The following is a 14,025-nucleotide window of genomic DNA, read 5'->3' on the forward strand; positions in this document are numbered from 1 at the left end:
GTCAGACCAGGCAGAGTGCCGGGTCGTCGTGGACATCCCCAACGACGACCGCAGCGCTCGGGGGAGCGGGCGGTCGAGCTAGGAGGAATCCCCTGTGACCGACCGCTTGGACCCGTCGACCACCGTCGCCGCACCGCCCGGCGCCTCGCCCCAGGGCGGCCCGTCGGGCACCGCCCCGCCGCCCGGCCCGGACCACGAGCTCCTTGCCGGGCTGGCCACCCCGGTGCCGCAGTCCCGGCCGCGGCGGCCCGGGATCGACCGGGTGACCTTCGGGGTGACGGCGGCCCTGGCCGTCGCCTTCGTGGCCTGGGGCTTTCTGGGGACGGCCTCGCTCGCCACCGCGTCCGGTGCGGCCCTGTCCTGGGTGATGACGAGCACGGGCTGGGCCTTCGTGCTCCTGGCCTCCGCCTTCGTGGTCTTCGTGCTGTGGCTGGCGGGCAGCCGGTTCGGTCACATCCCGCTGGGCGGGGACCGGGAGGAGCCGGAGTTCTCCACGCGGTCCTGGATCGCGATGATGTTCAGCGCCGGCATGGGGATCGGGCTGATGTTCTACGGCACCGCCGAGCCGCTCTACCACTACGTCGCGCCGCCGCCACGCACCGGGGCGGAGCCGCAGTCCCCGGAGGCGCTGCAGACGGCGATGGCGACCACGCTGTTCCACTGGACCCTGCACCCCTGGGCGATCTACGCCACGGTGGGGCTGGCCATCGCCTACTCGACCTTCCGCAAGGGTCGCAGCCAGCTGATCTCCTCGGTCTTCGCGCCCCTGCTCGGCCGGCGCGCCGGCGGTCCCGTCGGGCGCCTCATCGACGTCCTGGCGATCTTCGCGACCCTCTTCGGCTCCGCCGCCTCCCTCGGCGTCGGCGCACTGCAGATCGGTGCCGGCCTCGAGCAGAACGGGTGGGTGGGTCGCGTCGGCACGCCCGTCCTCGTCGTGATCATCGTGGTGCTGACCATCTGCTTCATCGCCTCGGCCGTGTCGGGGATCTCGCGCGGCGTGGAGCTGCTGTCCAACGTCAACATGGTGCTGGCCGTGCTGCTCGCGGTCTTCGTCCTGATGGTCGGCCCCACGCTGTTCGTGCTCAACCTGCTGCCTGCGGCGCTGGGGACGTATGTCGACCAGCTGGCCCGGATGGCCTCCCGCTCCGACGCCAGCGGCCTGGTGCCCATGCACGAGTGGCTGTCCTCGTGGACGGTGTTCTACTGGGCCTGGTGGATCTCGTGGACGCCCTTCGTGGGGATGTTCATCGCCCGGATCTCGCGCGGGCGCACCATCCGGCAGTTCGTCATCGGCGTGCTGGTCGTCCCGAGCGCCGTGTCCCTCGTGTGGTTCGCGATCTTCGGCGGTGCCGGCATCGACGCCCAGAACCGCTGGCACGACCTGGCCACCGTCAAGGACGGCGTGGCCTCGGTCAGCTTCGACGGGGCGCTGTTCCAGCTGCTGGCGCACTACCCGGGCGCGAGCATCACCACGGTGCTCGTCATGGTGCTGGTGGCGATCTTCTTCGTCTCGGGCGCGGACGCCGCCTCCATCGTCATGGGCACCCTGTCCGAGCACGGCGCCATCGAGCCCTCTCGCTGGACCGTCGCCTTCTGGGGCGCCGCGACCGGTGCGGTGGCCGCGGTGATGCTGCTCGCGGGGTCCGCCAGCGGTGACGCCCAGTCGGCCCTCGACGGGCTGAAGAACATCACCATCGTCTCGGCCCTGCCCTTCGCCGTGGTCATGGCCCTGATGTGCGTGGCCATGGTGCTCGACCTGCGCACCGATCCGGTCGTGCGGCGCGCCGACCTGGCGGAGCGGCTCGTGCACGACGCCGTGGTCCGCGGGATCACCGAGCACGGGGCGGACAACATCGAGATCGTCGTGCGCGCGGAGGACGCCCCGGTCACCGCCGAGCCCCGCCCCCGGGTGTGGGACCGGCTGGTGGGGACCTACCGGCAGCAGTAGCCCGGCAGCAGTAGCCCGGCGGCGGCCCCCCGGGGGCGGGGGTGGGTGCGGGGGCGGGTTGCTCAGGCGTCCGGCTCGAGCGCGGCCCAGGGCGCCTTCTCCGGCGCGTGTGCCTGCCCCTCGGGGCAGTGGGCACGGACGTCGCACCACCCGCACAGCGGCGACACCCGCGGCGGGAACAGGGTCGACTCCACTCCTCGCTCGGCGAAGTCCGCGTCCACCCGCCGCAGGTCCGCCGCGATCGACTCGGCCTCGGCGACCTTGCGGTCCAGGGACGACGGCGTGTGCCGGTGGCGGACCACGGTCCCGCTCGGGACGTGGTGCAGCTCGACGTCGACGCAGGGGCGGCGGAACATCGCGCCGACGGCGACGGCATACAGCGCCATCGGCAGCGAGGTCCGCAGCTCCTCCTCGGTGGAGGGCCGCCGTGAGGTCTTGTAGTCCACGACGACCAGGGCGCGGCCACCGGCCTCGGTGGGTCGGTCGTCGAGCCGGTCGACGCGGCCCCGCACGGTCATGGTGGGGGTGCGCATCGACACCGTGCGCTCGACGCCGACGGGCCGGTTGTGCGGCGACAGGCCTCGCAGGTAGGCCACGACGTGCTGCTGGGAGCGCTCCAGCCAGCGCCGGGACATGGCGGCGTCACGGAAACCGGTGTCCACCCAGGAGATGCGGACCAGGTCGGCCGCGCGCGCCGCGGACCACTCCCCCACGGGCACCTCCCACCAGTCGCGCAGTGCGTTGTGCACCGCGATGCCGAGAGAGGTGTGGGCGCGCTGCGGCGCCGCCGCGGGCTTGGGGCGGTCGAGGTACTGCAGGCGGTAGCGCCGCGGGCAGTCCACGAAGGCGAGCAGGCGGGAGGGGCTGGCGGCATACAACCGCCGGGGCATCCCGCCGAACATCCCCTGACCGCTCTGCTCGCTCATGCGCCGACCCTAGGCGTGCAGGTCCGTCAGGCACAGCGCCGGACCCCGCCTGTGGACACCGGGGTCCGTGCCGCGGCGGCCTGTGGACGGGCGTGTGCAGGATCGCGTCACGGCCGCAGCACGGGCATGCCGGTCGCCTGCTCCTCGATCCGCGCGAGCACGTCCGGGCTGGTGGTGCGCTCACCGAGGCGGTTGAGCTTGCCGTCGCCGTGGTAGTCGCTCGACCCGGTCCGGAAGATCCCGAGCGCGCGGGTGAGCTCGGCCGCGTGGGCCCGCTGCCGCTCGTCGTGGTCGCGGTGGTCGACCTCCAGGCCCGCGAGCCCCGCCTCGGCCATCGCCTCGATCACGGCGTCCTCGACGACGCGCCCCCGCTTGGCGGCGAAGGGGTGCGCCATCACCGGCACGCCCCCGGCCGCCCGCACCAGGCGCACCGCCTCGACCGGGTCCGGCGCGTAGTAGCTGACGTAGTAGGGCGATCCGTCGTGCAGGTAGTCCCGGAAGATCGCGCCCCGGTCGCGCCGGATGCCCAGGGCGACCATGGCGTCGGCGATGTGCGGCCGGCCGATGGTGGCTCCGTCGCGCGTCTGCGCCAGCACGGCGTCGTAGGTCAGCTCCGGGAAGTCCACGGCCAGCCGCTCCACGATCCTGCGGGCCCGCGACTGCCGCGACTCACGCGCCCGCGCCAGCTCGGCGACCAGCGCGGCGTCGGCGGGGTCGTGCAGATAGCTCAGCAGGTGGATGCTGGTCCCCCGGTGCGAGCAGGACATCTCCATCCCCCGCACCAGCGTCACCCCGGTCTCCCCGACCGCGGCCGCCGCCTCGTCCCACCCGCTCGTCGTGTCGTGGTCGGTGAGGGCGACGACGTCCAGCCCGGCCGCGCGCGCGGAGCGCACCACGTCGGCGGGATGCTGGGTGCCGTCGCTGGCGGCCGAGTGGGTGTGCAGGTCGATGCGCATGGGCTCACCCTAGGCAGCGCGCGGTCCGGGGACGGCGATGCGGGCCGTATGCCGCCGCCTGCGGCGCGACGGCAGCCCTCGTCCCCGGGGCCCCGGACGGGTCGACCGTCCGAGGCAACCTTTCCCCGGGGTGGCCCGTAGAGACAGGTGACCCGACGGAAGGAGGCGAGATGCTCCGCAGCAGGCGCGAGCGCGACGAGGCGTTCACCAGGTTCCTGCAGGAGGCCACCCCCTCGCTCACCCGCACGGCCTGGCTCCTCACCGGGTCCCGGGACGACGCGGCAGATCTCGTGCAGGCGGCTCTCGTCAAGACCTATGCCTGCTGGAGCCGGGTGCGCGACGAGGACGCGCTCGCCTACACCCGCCGGGTCCTCGCCAACGAGCACGTGGACCGTTGGCGCCGACGCCACGGCGAGGTCGCGGTGGCCGAGGTGCACGACCGCCCCGGACGCGGCGACACCTCGGTCGACGACCGCGACGAGGTGGTCCGCCTGCTCGCCACCCTGCCGGCCCGGCAACGCACCGTCGTGGTGCTGCGTTACTACAACGACCTGTCCGAGGCGGCGGTCGCCGAGCACCTGGGCATCTCGGTCGGCAGCGTGAAGTCGGCCGCCTCCCGGGGCCTGGCCGCGCTGCGGAGCGCCTACGCGGACCAGGCCTCCCACCCGGCCCTCGCCGCCAATCCTTCCTCGACACCCGCAGGAGGTGCGTCATGACCGACCTCGAGCAGCTCCTCCGGCAGGACCTGGACCGGTCCGCCGAGGCCCATCCCGTCGCCCTGTCCTCCGCCGACGTCCTCGCCGCCGGGCAGGCGCACGTGCGCCGGCGCACCGCGCGTCGGACGGCGGCCGGGCTCTGCCTGACCCTCGCCGTGGGTGGCGGCGGCATCGGCCTGAGCCGTTTGCCGGACCGCGCGCCCCTGGTGGCCGCCTCCCCCACCCCGCTGCGCACCGGCGTCGGCACCGCCACGCTCCCGCTCGCCGGCACCGTCGAGGGTCGCGCCTACCAGGGGTGGCAGGTCGAGGTGGACCGCGCGGCCGTCGACGCCGCCGCACCCGCTCCCGCAGGCATGGGGTCCCTGCGCTTCGCCGCGGTCGACGGGCAGGGTCACGCGCTCGTCCAGGTGGTCGGCGACGTGCACGGGGTGGAGCGCACCGGCGCCGTCGTCGTCCGCGGCGCCGGAGCGGCGAGGAGTCACCTGATCGGGGTGGTCGACGCCCCCGCCGTCACCTTCCGGCGACTGGTGACCGACCAGCCGGCGACCGCCGGAGGCACCCAGGGCGCGCAGCAGCAGGTCTCGGGCACCGATCTGACGGCCTTCGTCGACCGCTCGGACAGCTCCGACGCCGACCTCGCCCGGACCCGCGTCCGTGGCGTGCTCTGGGGGACGCCCGACGGGCAGGTGCACGCGAGCGACGGGACGCGCCGGCTGGCGGTCCCCTCGGTGGTGCTGACCACGGACGACGGCCCGACCACGGTCTACGTCAGCGACGACCTGCACCTCCTGGGCGCCCGCGGACGGCTCGGGGACTACGCGGTGGACACGAGGGATGGGGCGCGCCCGCCCGTGGTCGGCGGCGTCACCCGGGTGGGCCCGCAGGCCCGAGGCATGACCGTGGGGCTGCTCCCGGCGGGCGCCCACGACATCCGGCTGGACCACCCCCTGCCCCGGCCCACGCAGATCCCCGTCACGACCCGGACCCTGCCCGACGGCCGGGTGGTCTGGGCCTCGGCGGGCCCGGTGCCCGAGCAGCTGACCTCCGGGGCGGGCGAGCTCTCGTCGCAGGTGACCTGGACCGATGCCCAGGGGGTGCGGCACACCTTCGACCCGGCCCGGTGACCCGGGCAGCTGACCCGGCGGGGCGGTCGGGCGTGGCGGCCGGGGCCGCCACGCCCGAGCAGACGACGCAGGACCCTCAGCGGCGCGGCAGCAGCACGGTGCAGTCCAGGTCGAGGACCACGAACGGCAGGTAGCGGCCGTCCTCGCCCGTGAGCGGGAAGTCCGCGCAGGGGTGGTCCTTGGCCGCCACGGTACGGACCCGTAGGGCGCCCACGTCCTTGCGGCCGGGCAGCTCGATCCGCTCCAGGACCTCGGTCCAGGCGTAGATCGTGTCGCCGGCGAAGGTCGGGTTGGCGTGGGTGCCGCCGTTGAGGGCGGCGACGGACTGGGCGTTGCCGAGCCCGTTGAAGCTCAGCGCCCGCGCCAGCGAGAGGACGTGTCCGCCGTAGACCAGCCGGCGCCCGGCCGCGGACCGCGCCTGCGCGTGCTGGTCGAAGTGCACCCGGGCGGTGTTCTGGTACAGCCGGGTCGCCAGCATGTGGTCGGACTCCTCGACGGTGACCCCGTCGACGTGGTCGATGCGCTCGCCGGCCTCGTAGTCGTCCCACAGGTGAGCGGAGCCGGCCAGCGCGGTGTCGTAGCCGCCGACGACGCGCCACGGCGCCACCAGCTCCTCGGCCGGGACGGCGCCCGGCAGCTCGGGGATCGTCGCCTCGCCCAGGGCGTCCGGGGAGACCGGCTCGCGGCGCCGGACCATCACCCAGCGCACGTAGTCCAGGACCGTCTCCTCGTGCTGGTTGCGTCCGACGGTGCGGACGTAGACGTTGCCGGTCGCACCGTTGGAATTGGGCTTGAGACCGATCACCGTAGACGTCGCGGTGAGCGTGTCGCCGACGTAGACCGGTGCCCCCCACACGCCCCCGGCGTAGCCGAGGTTGGCGACGGCGTTGAGCGAGACGTCCGGCACCGACTTGCCGAAGACCACGTGGAAGACCAGCAGCGAGTCCACGGGCATCCGCTCCAGGCCCAGACCCTTGGCGAAGGTCTCCCCGGAGGTCATCGCGAACCGCGAGCCGTAGAGAGCGCAGTACAGCGCCACGTCGCCCTCGGTCAGGGTGCGAGGCGTCGCGTGGACGATCTCCTGACCGATCGCGAAGTCCTCGAAGAAGTTGCCGGCAAAGGTCTTGGACATGGGTGCCCCTCGTCGTGTCGGTCTCGGCTCGCCGCCCATGCTGCCGCAGCGCGCGAGGGCCCGGCACCCCGTCCTGGCGTGCCCTTGCTCACGTCGGCGGTCGTATGCCGGAAGGGTCCCCGCAAGCCCGCGCGCCCGACCACCGTCAGAGCTGGTCCCGTCAGCCCTGCTCCCGGCGGCCCTGCTGCCCTGGCGCCCGGTTCGCGAGGTCCTGCTCCCGCGGCGGGTCGGCCACGGCCGGCATCGCCCCCGTCGTGGCCTCCTCGGCCCGCGCCGTGGTCGCCCGCGCGTCCGGGCTGTCGTTGTGCACCGCCTTGTCCGCCGTCGAGCCCTCCCCGCGGGGTGCCGCGTGCCGCAGGTTGGTGGCGCGGGGCCGGGAGAGGTAGGTGCCGAGGGAGGCTCCCGCCGCGAGCGCCATACCGACGCCGGCCGCCGTGATCAGCGTGAGCGGGCCGCCCCCGAAGCTCTCGGTGCGTCCGACCTGCACCATGATCTCCAGGATCCCGCGGTAGACCATGGTCCCGGGCATGAGGGGCACGAGCGCGGCGGTGATCAGGGCCAGGGAGGGCACCTGCAGCCGTCGGCCGACGGGCATGGCGAGCAGGGCCGGGACGAAGGCGCCGAGGGCGCTGGCGGAGACCGGGCCGAGCCCGGCCGCGGTGCCGAGCAGGTAGCCCGCCCAGCCGAGCACGCCGCCCGCGGCGCACAGGACGACGGTGCGCGGCCCGGCGTAGGTGCTGATCGCGAAGAACGCGGAGATGAGCAGGGCGCCGAGGAGCTGCTGCGGCAGGCTGCCCACCGCGGGCGCCTCCCCGGACAGCACGACCGGGACGCCGAGCCGCCAGGCGAGCTGCAGCGAGGCGAGGATCCCCACGACGATCCCGAGGGTCATCACGACGACCTCGTAGGTGCGCGCGCCCGCGGTGATGTAGTAGCCGTCGATGGCGTCCTGCGCGGCGCCGACGACGGAGAGCCCGGACAGCATCACCACGATGCCGCCGGTGACGATCAGCTCGGGGCGGACCCCGCCCAGGCCCGGCAGGTGCGCGTGGTGGACCAGGGCGATGATCCCGGCCGCGGCCAGGGTGGGGATGGACGCGCCGAGCGCCTGCATGAAGAACGGCGGCACCTGGCGGCGGGACAGCCGGCCGATGAGCAGGTCGATCAGCCCGGAGGTGACGAAGGCGACGACGGTGATGACGGCGGTGGCGTTGAGCAGCACGCACACGCCGGCGGCGATCCCGGCGTTGGCGACCGTGATCACCCAGCGGCGGTAGGGGTGCGGGGCGCGGACGACCGCGGCGAAGACGTCGTAGGCCTCGTCCACGTCCAGTCCGCCCTCGATCCGGTTGACCAGGCCCTGGACGCGCTGGAGGCGGGTGTAGTCGATGGAGCGCGCCCGCACGACCCGGAAGGTCGTCAGCGGCTCCCGGTCGTGGCCGCGGTAGTACGACACCTGGATGGAGGTGTAGGTGACGTCGACGTGGACGGCCTTGAGGTCGTAGGCCTTGGTGATCCGCAGCAGGGTGACGGTGACGTCGTTGGCGGAGGCGCCGTGGCTGAGCATCATCTCCGCGACCCGCATGGCCAGGTCGACGACCTTGCGTGCGACGGTGGGGTCGACCTCGTCCGGGTGCAGGTGGAGCACCCCGGTCCCGTCGCTCGGGCGCAGGGCCCGCATCGCGTGGGCGTAGGCCGTGCGGCGCAGCGCGCCGGCGGCCGTCGCCCGAGGTCGGGGCTTGCTACCCCCCGTGGTCCGAGTCGTCACAGCGAGTAGCCTCCCGGTCGGAGGGGCACCCGCGCAAGCGACGGGCCGGAGCACGATCGACACGCCGTGGCACCATGGCCGGTATGACGAGCGAAGAGCAGCCGAAGGCCGAGCACCGTAGCCGCCCCACGAGCGCCGAGTTCCGCGACTTCGTCGCCTCGGGTTGGGCACCCCGGGCGTCCGAGCCCACCCCGCGGGCCGAGGTCGCCGACGTCACCGCGCCGCGCCGCGCCGCCGTGAGCGAGCGGTTCGCCGGGGAGCGGCTCGTCATAACCGCCGGTGGCCTGAAGGTCCGGTCCAACGACTGTGACTACGTCTTCCGCCCGCACACGGCCTTCGCCTGGCTGACCGGCCTGGGCGCCGACCGCGAGCCGGACGCCGTGCTGGTGCTCGACCCGGTCGAGGGCGGCGGCCACGAGGCCACGCTGTTCTTCCGGCCGCTGGCCCCGCGCGACTCCGAGGAGTTCTTCGCCGACAGCCGGTACGGCGAGTTCTGGGTGGGCGCCCGTCCCACCGTGGCCGACGTCGAGTCCGAGCTGGGCATCCGCGCGCGGCACATCGACGAGATGAAGGACGTGCTCGCCAAGGACGCGGGCACCGTGCCGCTGCGGGTCCTGCGCGAGGCCGACGCGGCCGTCAGCGCGCTCGTCGACCAGGTGCGGCAGGAGGCCGGGGTCACCGAGTCCCAGGAGCAGCTCGACGCCGAGCTCGCCCGCGACCTGTCCACGCGCCGGATGGTCAAGGACGCGTGGGAGATCGGCGAGATGCGCAAGGCCGTCGCCGCCACCCACAAGGGCTTCGAGGGGGTCATCGCCGACCTGCCCGAGGCGGTCCGCCGGGGCCGCGGGGAGCGGTGGGTCGAGGGGATGTTCGGGCTCTACGCCCGCCACGAGGGCAACGGCGTGGGCTACGACTCGATCTGCGCCAGCGGCGACCACGCCAACACCCTCCACTGGATCAAGAACACCGGCGACGTGCGCGAGGGCGACCTGATCCTCGTCGACGCGGGCGTCGAGGTCGACTCGCTGTTCACCGCCGACGTGACCCGCACCCTGCCGGTGTCGGGCCGGTTCAGCGAGCCGCAGCGCCGGGTCTACCAGGCCGTGCTGGACGCCCAGGAGGCCGGGCTGGCCGCGGTGCGCCCCGGTGCGAGGTTCTCCGACGTGCACGCCGCCGCGATCCGGGTCATCGCCGAGCGGCTCCACGACTGGGGCCTGCTGCCCGAGGGCGTCGACGTCGAGCAGACCCTCGACCCCGAGCACGGCCAGTACCACCGCCGTTGGATGGTCCACGGCACCTCCCACCACCTCGGCATGGACGTCCACGACTGCCAGCAGGCGCTGCGCGAGGACTACATGGACGCCGAGCTCGTCCCCGGGATGATCCTGACGGTCGAACCTGGGCTCTACTTCAAGGCCGACGACGAGCTGGTGCCCGACGAGCTGCGCGGCATCGGCGTGCGCATCGAGGACGACGTGCTGGTGACCGAGGACGGCTGCGACAACCTCTCCGCCGCGATGCCCCGCACGATCGAGGACGTCGAGCGCTGGATCGAGCAGGTGCAGGAGCGCGGCCGCCCCTGACCTCGACCCGGCCGCGGGCCTGACGACCGTGGAGCCGCGCTCCCCCGCCCGGGGAGCGCGGCTCCACACGTCTGTCGTGCAGGCTCCGGGAGCGCGGCTCACCCGGGCGTGCGATCAGGTATGCCGGCGGCCGACCCGGGGGGCGACGGCGTGCAGCAGCAGCGTCAGCCCCACGCGACCGGTGGTGCTGCGGACGAGCTCGAGCGTCTGCGACGCCCAGCCCTTGAGGCCCGCGACGGGGTCAGGTGATACCGCGTCGGGCCCCGGCCGACGGCTGGTCGGCCGGGGCCCGACGTCGCGGTGCCCATCAGGCCGGCGTCAGCCGCACGATGTCGTTGAGCACGTTGCTCGTGGTCGTGCAGGTGATGAGCGCCAGCGAGCGAGCGCCGGTGCGGGCGGTGACCCACGTCGGCAGGTCGTACTTGTCCGCCTTGGGCAGCACCTCGGCGACCTTCCAGGCGCGACCGCCCACGGTGACCTGGTCACCGGGGTGCAGCTGGGCGATCCGCTCCAGGGCACCGACGCTCTTCTGGCTGCGCGTCGAGTGCCCCACGATCACCGAGGTGCCTTGCGCCGCCTCGAGATCCATGCCACCGGTCCACAGGCAGGTGGCCCGGACGTCGGCAGGCGGCTCGACGACGCCCTTCTCGGTCCCGCAGGACAGGACGGGGGCGTCGACCCCCAGGGAGGGTATGGCGAGCCGGCCGTCGCCGGTGCCGGGCTTCTGGGCCGCCGCGGCGGGGGAGGCGGCCGAGGTCGCCCAGCGCGGCAGGCTCGGGGGCCCTGACGTGGGCGTGGCCGAGGTGGTCGTCGCCCCGGCCCCCGGGCCCGAGCCCGAGCACGCGGTGAGGGCCGCGGCCAGGACCGCGGCGCCGGCGAGGGACCGCGGGGTGCGCGTGGTCCTCATCGGCCGGAGTTGAAGATGGGCGCGCCGTGGGCACCCTTGCGGCCGGGCTGCACCGTCGGCCGCTTGAGGGGGGCGTGGCCGGCGTCGCAGACCTGGTCGATCGGTCCGCCGTCGATGAAGCTGATGCCGTTGCCGTCGGAGGCCACGACCACGAGGTCGCTGCGGGTCGTGGTGACCTTGACGGTGGCGCCGGGCGCGAGGGCCACGATGCCGTCGAGGTTCGCCTCGTCCGGGCTGCCGTAGGCGACCCCCACCAGAGGGTTGCCCAGGGGGTTGGTGATCGTCAGCGAGCGGCACCCGGGGACCAGGCGCAGGTCGTGCTTCAGCGGGGTCACGGGCAGGTCGCCGAGACCGGGGATCCCCTCGACGGGGACCTCCCCGTCCCAGGGGTTCGGCTCGCCGGAGGCGGTCGCGCTCGCGCTGGGCGAGGTGGTGGCGGCGGGCGTGTCGGTCGCCGTAGGCGTTGCGACCGGCGAGGTCCCGGTCGGCGTGGACGTGGGCGTCGCGGTCTCGGTGCCGGTGGCCGTCGGTCGGGCGGTGGCGGTCTCGGTCGGCGACGCGGTGGGCGTGCCCGAGGCGGTGGCGGTCGGGGCTGCGGTGGGCTCTCCGGGCGTCGTCGTCGGAGCCCCGGTGGGGGTCGCGGTCTCGGTGGCGCAGTCCGAGGTCGAGGGCGCAGGCGAGGTGGGCGTGGCGGGCGCGGAGGTCGAGGTCTCGCCCGGGGCCGTCGGCGAGGTGGTGGGCGATGCCGTCGTGCCGGGGTCGGCGAGGGCCGAGGGGGCGAGCGGGAGCGACAGGCAGGCGATCGTCAGAGCCGCGGACGCGACACGACGACCCAGGAGCGAGATGGTCATCATGAGCCTTCTGGTCGGCCTCGTGGGCCAGGGTGGAGTGCAGGGGGATGGCGCCTGCCCACCCACCCTAGGAGAGACGCGACACGCCGCTCCATAGCCCGAAATGACCACTTCGTCCGCTCTCCACGGTCTGCGGCCGTCGGGACCCTTTGCTACGGTGGCGCCGTCCAGAGCGGGAGTCCGAGGCATCGGGCTGAGAGGGGGCTGCAGCCGCCCCGACCGTCACCACCTGATCCGGGTCATGCCGGCGCAGGGATCCTCGGAGACGACGTGCGGCTCGAGCACTCTCCTCACTGCCCCGCCTGCGGGTGCCGAGGCCCTGACCGGTCCACCCGGGTCGTCACCGACAGGGCCGACCATGACCGACCTGATCCAGTCCCCCCCTCCTGCCGTCGATCCCACCGACCAGGGCGCGGATCCCACCCTCGCCGAGGGCGACATCGACTGCGGGCACCACATCGCCCACCGGCGCCGCCGTCGGGTGCTCGTCGACGGGCCGGACGGCGTGGGCGTGCCGTTCACCGAGATCGGTCTGGACGACAGCCCGTCCGCGGCCGGCCCGGTGCCCAACGAGCCGGTCCGGGTCTACTGCACCCAGGGTCCCGGCTCCGACCCGGCCGAGGGCCTCGCCCCGGTGCGGCACGCCTGGATCGCGGCCCGCGGCGACGTCGAGACCTATCCCGGTCGCACCCGCGACCTGGCCGACGACGGACGTGCCGCCGTACGCCGTGGCGCCGCCTCCCAGGAGTGGCGCGGGGCACGACGGGAGCCTTTGCGCGCCAAGGCCGGCCATCGCGTGACGCAGATGGCCTACGCCCGTCGGGGGGTGATCACCCCGGAGATGCGGTATGTCGCGCTGCGCGAGAACTGCGACGTCGAGCTCGTCCGCTCCGAGGTCGCGGCCGGCCGCGCGATCATCCCCGCCAACGTCAACCACCCCGAGTCCGAGCCGATGATCATCGGGCGGGCCTTCCTGGTCAAGGTCAACGCCAACATCGGCAACTCGGCGATCACCAGCTCGATCGCCGAGGAGGTCGACAAGCTCACCTGGGCGACCCGCTGGGGCGCCGACACGGTGATGGACCTGTCGACCGGCGACGACATCCACACCACCCGGGAGTGGATCGTGCGCAACTCCCCCGTCCCGATCGGCACCGTGCCGATGTATCAGGCCCTGGAGAAGGTCGGGGGCGTCGCCGAGGCCCTCACCTGGGAGATCTTCCGCGACACCGTGATCGAGCAGTGCGAGCAGGGTGTGGACTACATGACGATCCACGCGGGCGTGCTCAAGGAGTACGTCCCGCTGACCGCCCGCCGGGTCACCGGCATCGTGTCGCGCGGCGGCTCGATCCTGGCCGGCTGGTGCCTGGCCCACGACGCGGAGAACTTCCTCTACACCCACTTCGACGAGCTGTGCGAGATGTTCGCGCAGTACGACGTGGCCTTCTCCCTCGGCGACGGGCTGCGCCCCGGCTCGGTCGCGGACGCCAACGACGAGGCCCAGCTGTCCGAGCTGCGCACCCTCGCCGAGCTGACCAGGCGGGCGTGGGCCTACGACGTGCAGGTGATGGTCGAGGGGCCCGGGCACGTCCCGCTGCACCTGGTCGAGGAAAACGTCCGTCTGCAGCAGGAGTGGTGCGACGGGGCGCCGTTCTACACCCTCGGGCCGCTGGCCACGGACATCGCTCCGGGCTACGACCACATCACCTCCGCGATCGGCGCGGCCACCATCGCGATGCACGGCACCGCGATGCTCTGCTACGTCACGCCCAAGGAGCACCTGGGCCTGCCCGACCGCGACGACGTCAAGACCGGCGTGATCACCTACAAGCTCGCCGCCCACAGCGCCGACCTCGCCAAGGGCCACCCCGGCGCCCGGGTGCGGGACGACGCGCTGTCCAAGGCCCGCTTCGAGTTCCGGTGGAACGACCAGTTCGAGCTCTCCCTCGACCCGGACACCGCCCGCAGCTTCCACGACGAGACACTGCCGGCCGAGCCCGCCAAGGACGCGAAGTTCTGCTCGATGTGCGGGCCGAAGTTCTGCTCGATGCGGATCAGCCAGGACATCCGCGACCGGCACGCGACCGACCTCGGGATGCCCGAGATCCGCTGAC

11 protein-coding genes and 1 riboswitch are annotated in these 14,025 nt (G+C 73.8%); of the genes, 5 read left to right on the forward strand and 6 right to left on the reverse strand.

The window, feature by feature from the left end; genetic code table 11:
- The first annotated feature begins 94 nt into the window (after window positions 1-94).
- Window positions 95-1,948 (forward strand): BCCT family transporter, encoded by a 1,854-nt coding sequence (locus ACK2IS_RS12355; protein WP_409483615.1) that lies wholly within the window; start codon window positions 95-97, stop codon window positions 1,946-1,948.
- Window positions 1,949-2,010: 62 nt separating this feature from the next.
- Here the strand turns inward: ACK2IS_RS12355 and ACK2IS_RS12360 are convergent, their stop codons facing one another.
- Both ACK2IS_RS12360 and ACK2IS_RS12365 read right to left on the reverse strand, forming a co-directional pair.
- Window positions 2,011-2,874, reverse strand: a complete 864-nt coding sequence (locus ACK2IS_RS12360; RefSeq protein WP_409483616.1) for a RecB family exonuclease — start codon at window positions 2,872-2,874, stop codon at window positions 2,011-2,013.
- Window positions 2,875-2,981: 107 nt separating this feature from the next.
- Window positions 2,982-3,830: a PHP domain-containing protein gene (locus ACK2IS_RS12365; RefSeq protein WP_409483617.1), complete on the reverse strand. Its 849-nt coding sequence runs from the start codon at window positions 3,828-3,830 to the stop codon at window positions 2,982-2,984.
- Window positions 3,831-4,000: 170 nt separating this feature from the next.
- Between ACK2IS_RS12365 and ACK2IS_RS12370 the strand changes: the two genes are divergently transcribed.
- Window positions 4,001-4,546, forward strand: coding sequence for a SigE family RNA polymerase sigma factor (locus tag ACK2IS_RS12370; protein WP_409483618.1), 546 nt, complete (start codon window positions 4,001-4,003; stop codon window positions 4,544-4,546).
- Window positions 4,543-5,670: a hypothetical protein gene (locus ACK2IS_RS12375; protein ID WP_409483619.1), complete on the forward strand. Its 1,128-nt coding sequence runs from the start codon at window positions 4,543-4,545 to the stop codon at window positions 5,668-5,670. Before ACK2IS_RS12370 ends, ACK2IS_RS12375 begins: the two co-directional genes overlap by 4 nt.
- A 76-nt stretch (window positions 5,671-5,746) precedes the next feature.
- Here ACK2IS_RS12375 and ACK2IS_RS12380 read toward each other — a convergent pair whose 3' ends face one another.
- Together ACK2IS_RS12380 and ACK2IS_RS12385 are read right to left on the reverse strand one after the other, a co-directional pair.
- Window positions 5,747-6,802, reverse strand: coding sequence for a MaoC family dehydratase (locus ACK2IS_RS12380; RefSeq protein WP_409483620.1), 1,056 nt, complete (start codon window positions 6,800-6,802; stop codon window positions 5,747-5,749).
- A gap of 160 nt (window positions 6,803-6,962) precedes the next feature.
- A complete protein-coding gene (locus ACK2IS_RS12385; protein ID WP_409483621.1) occupies window positions 6,963-8,570 on the reverse strand; it encodes a threonine/serine exporter ThrE family protein in 1,608 nt (535 codons plus the stop codon).
- 83 nt (window positions 8,571-8,653) lie between these two features.
- Here ACK2IS_RS12385 and ACK2IS_RS12390 point away from each other — a divergent pair, with 83 nt between their 5' ends.
- Complete coding sequence (locus tag ACK2IS_RS12390) at window positions 8,654-10,153, forward strand: aminopeptidase P family protein (protein WP_409483622.1); 1,500 nt, start codon at window positions 8,654-8,656, stop codon at window positions 10,151-10,153.
- A 307-nt stretch (window positions 10,154-10,460) separates the two neighbouring features.
- Here ACK2IS_RS12390 and ACK2IS_RS12395 read toward each other — a convergent pair whose 3' ends face one another.
- Both ACK2IS_RS12395 and ACK2IS_RS12400 read right to left on the reverse strand, forming a co-directional pair.
- Window positions 10,461-11,060, reverse strand: coding sequence for a class F sortase (locus ACK2IS_RS12395; protein ID WP_409483623.1), 600 nt, complete (start codon window positions 11,058-11,060; stop codon window positions 10,461-10,463).
- On the reverse strand, window positions 11,057-11,914 hold the full coding sequence (locus tag ACK2IS_RS12400; RefSeq protein WP_409483624.1) for a hypothetical protein: 858 nt from the start codon (window positions 11,912-11,914) through the stop codon (window positions 11,057-11,059). Before ACK2IS_RS12400 ends, ACK2IS_RS12395 begins: the two co-directional genes overlap by 4 nt.
- A 159-nt stretch (window positions 11,915-12,073) precedes the next feature.
- Window positions 12,074-12,185: riboswitch (TPP riboswitch) on the forward strand.
- Between the two features lie 84 nt (window positions 12,186-12,269).
- Between ACK2IS_RS12400 and thiC the strand changes: the two genes are divergently transcribed.
- Window positions 12,270-14,024, forward strand: a complete 1,755-nt coding sequence (thiC, locus tag ACK2IS_RS12405; RefSeq protein ID WP_409483625.1) for a phosphomethylpyrimidine synthase ThiC — start codon at window positions 12,270-12,272, stop codon at window positions 14,022-14,024.
- Window position 14,025: the final 1 nt, after the last annotated feature.

This window comes from Arsenicicoccus dermatophilus (assembly GCF_046267915.1).
Taxonomy (GTDB): domain Bacteria; phylum Actinomycetota; class Actinomycetes; order Actinomycetales; family Dermatophilaceae; genus Arsenicicoccus; species Arsenicicoccus dermatophilus_A.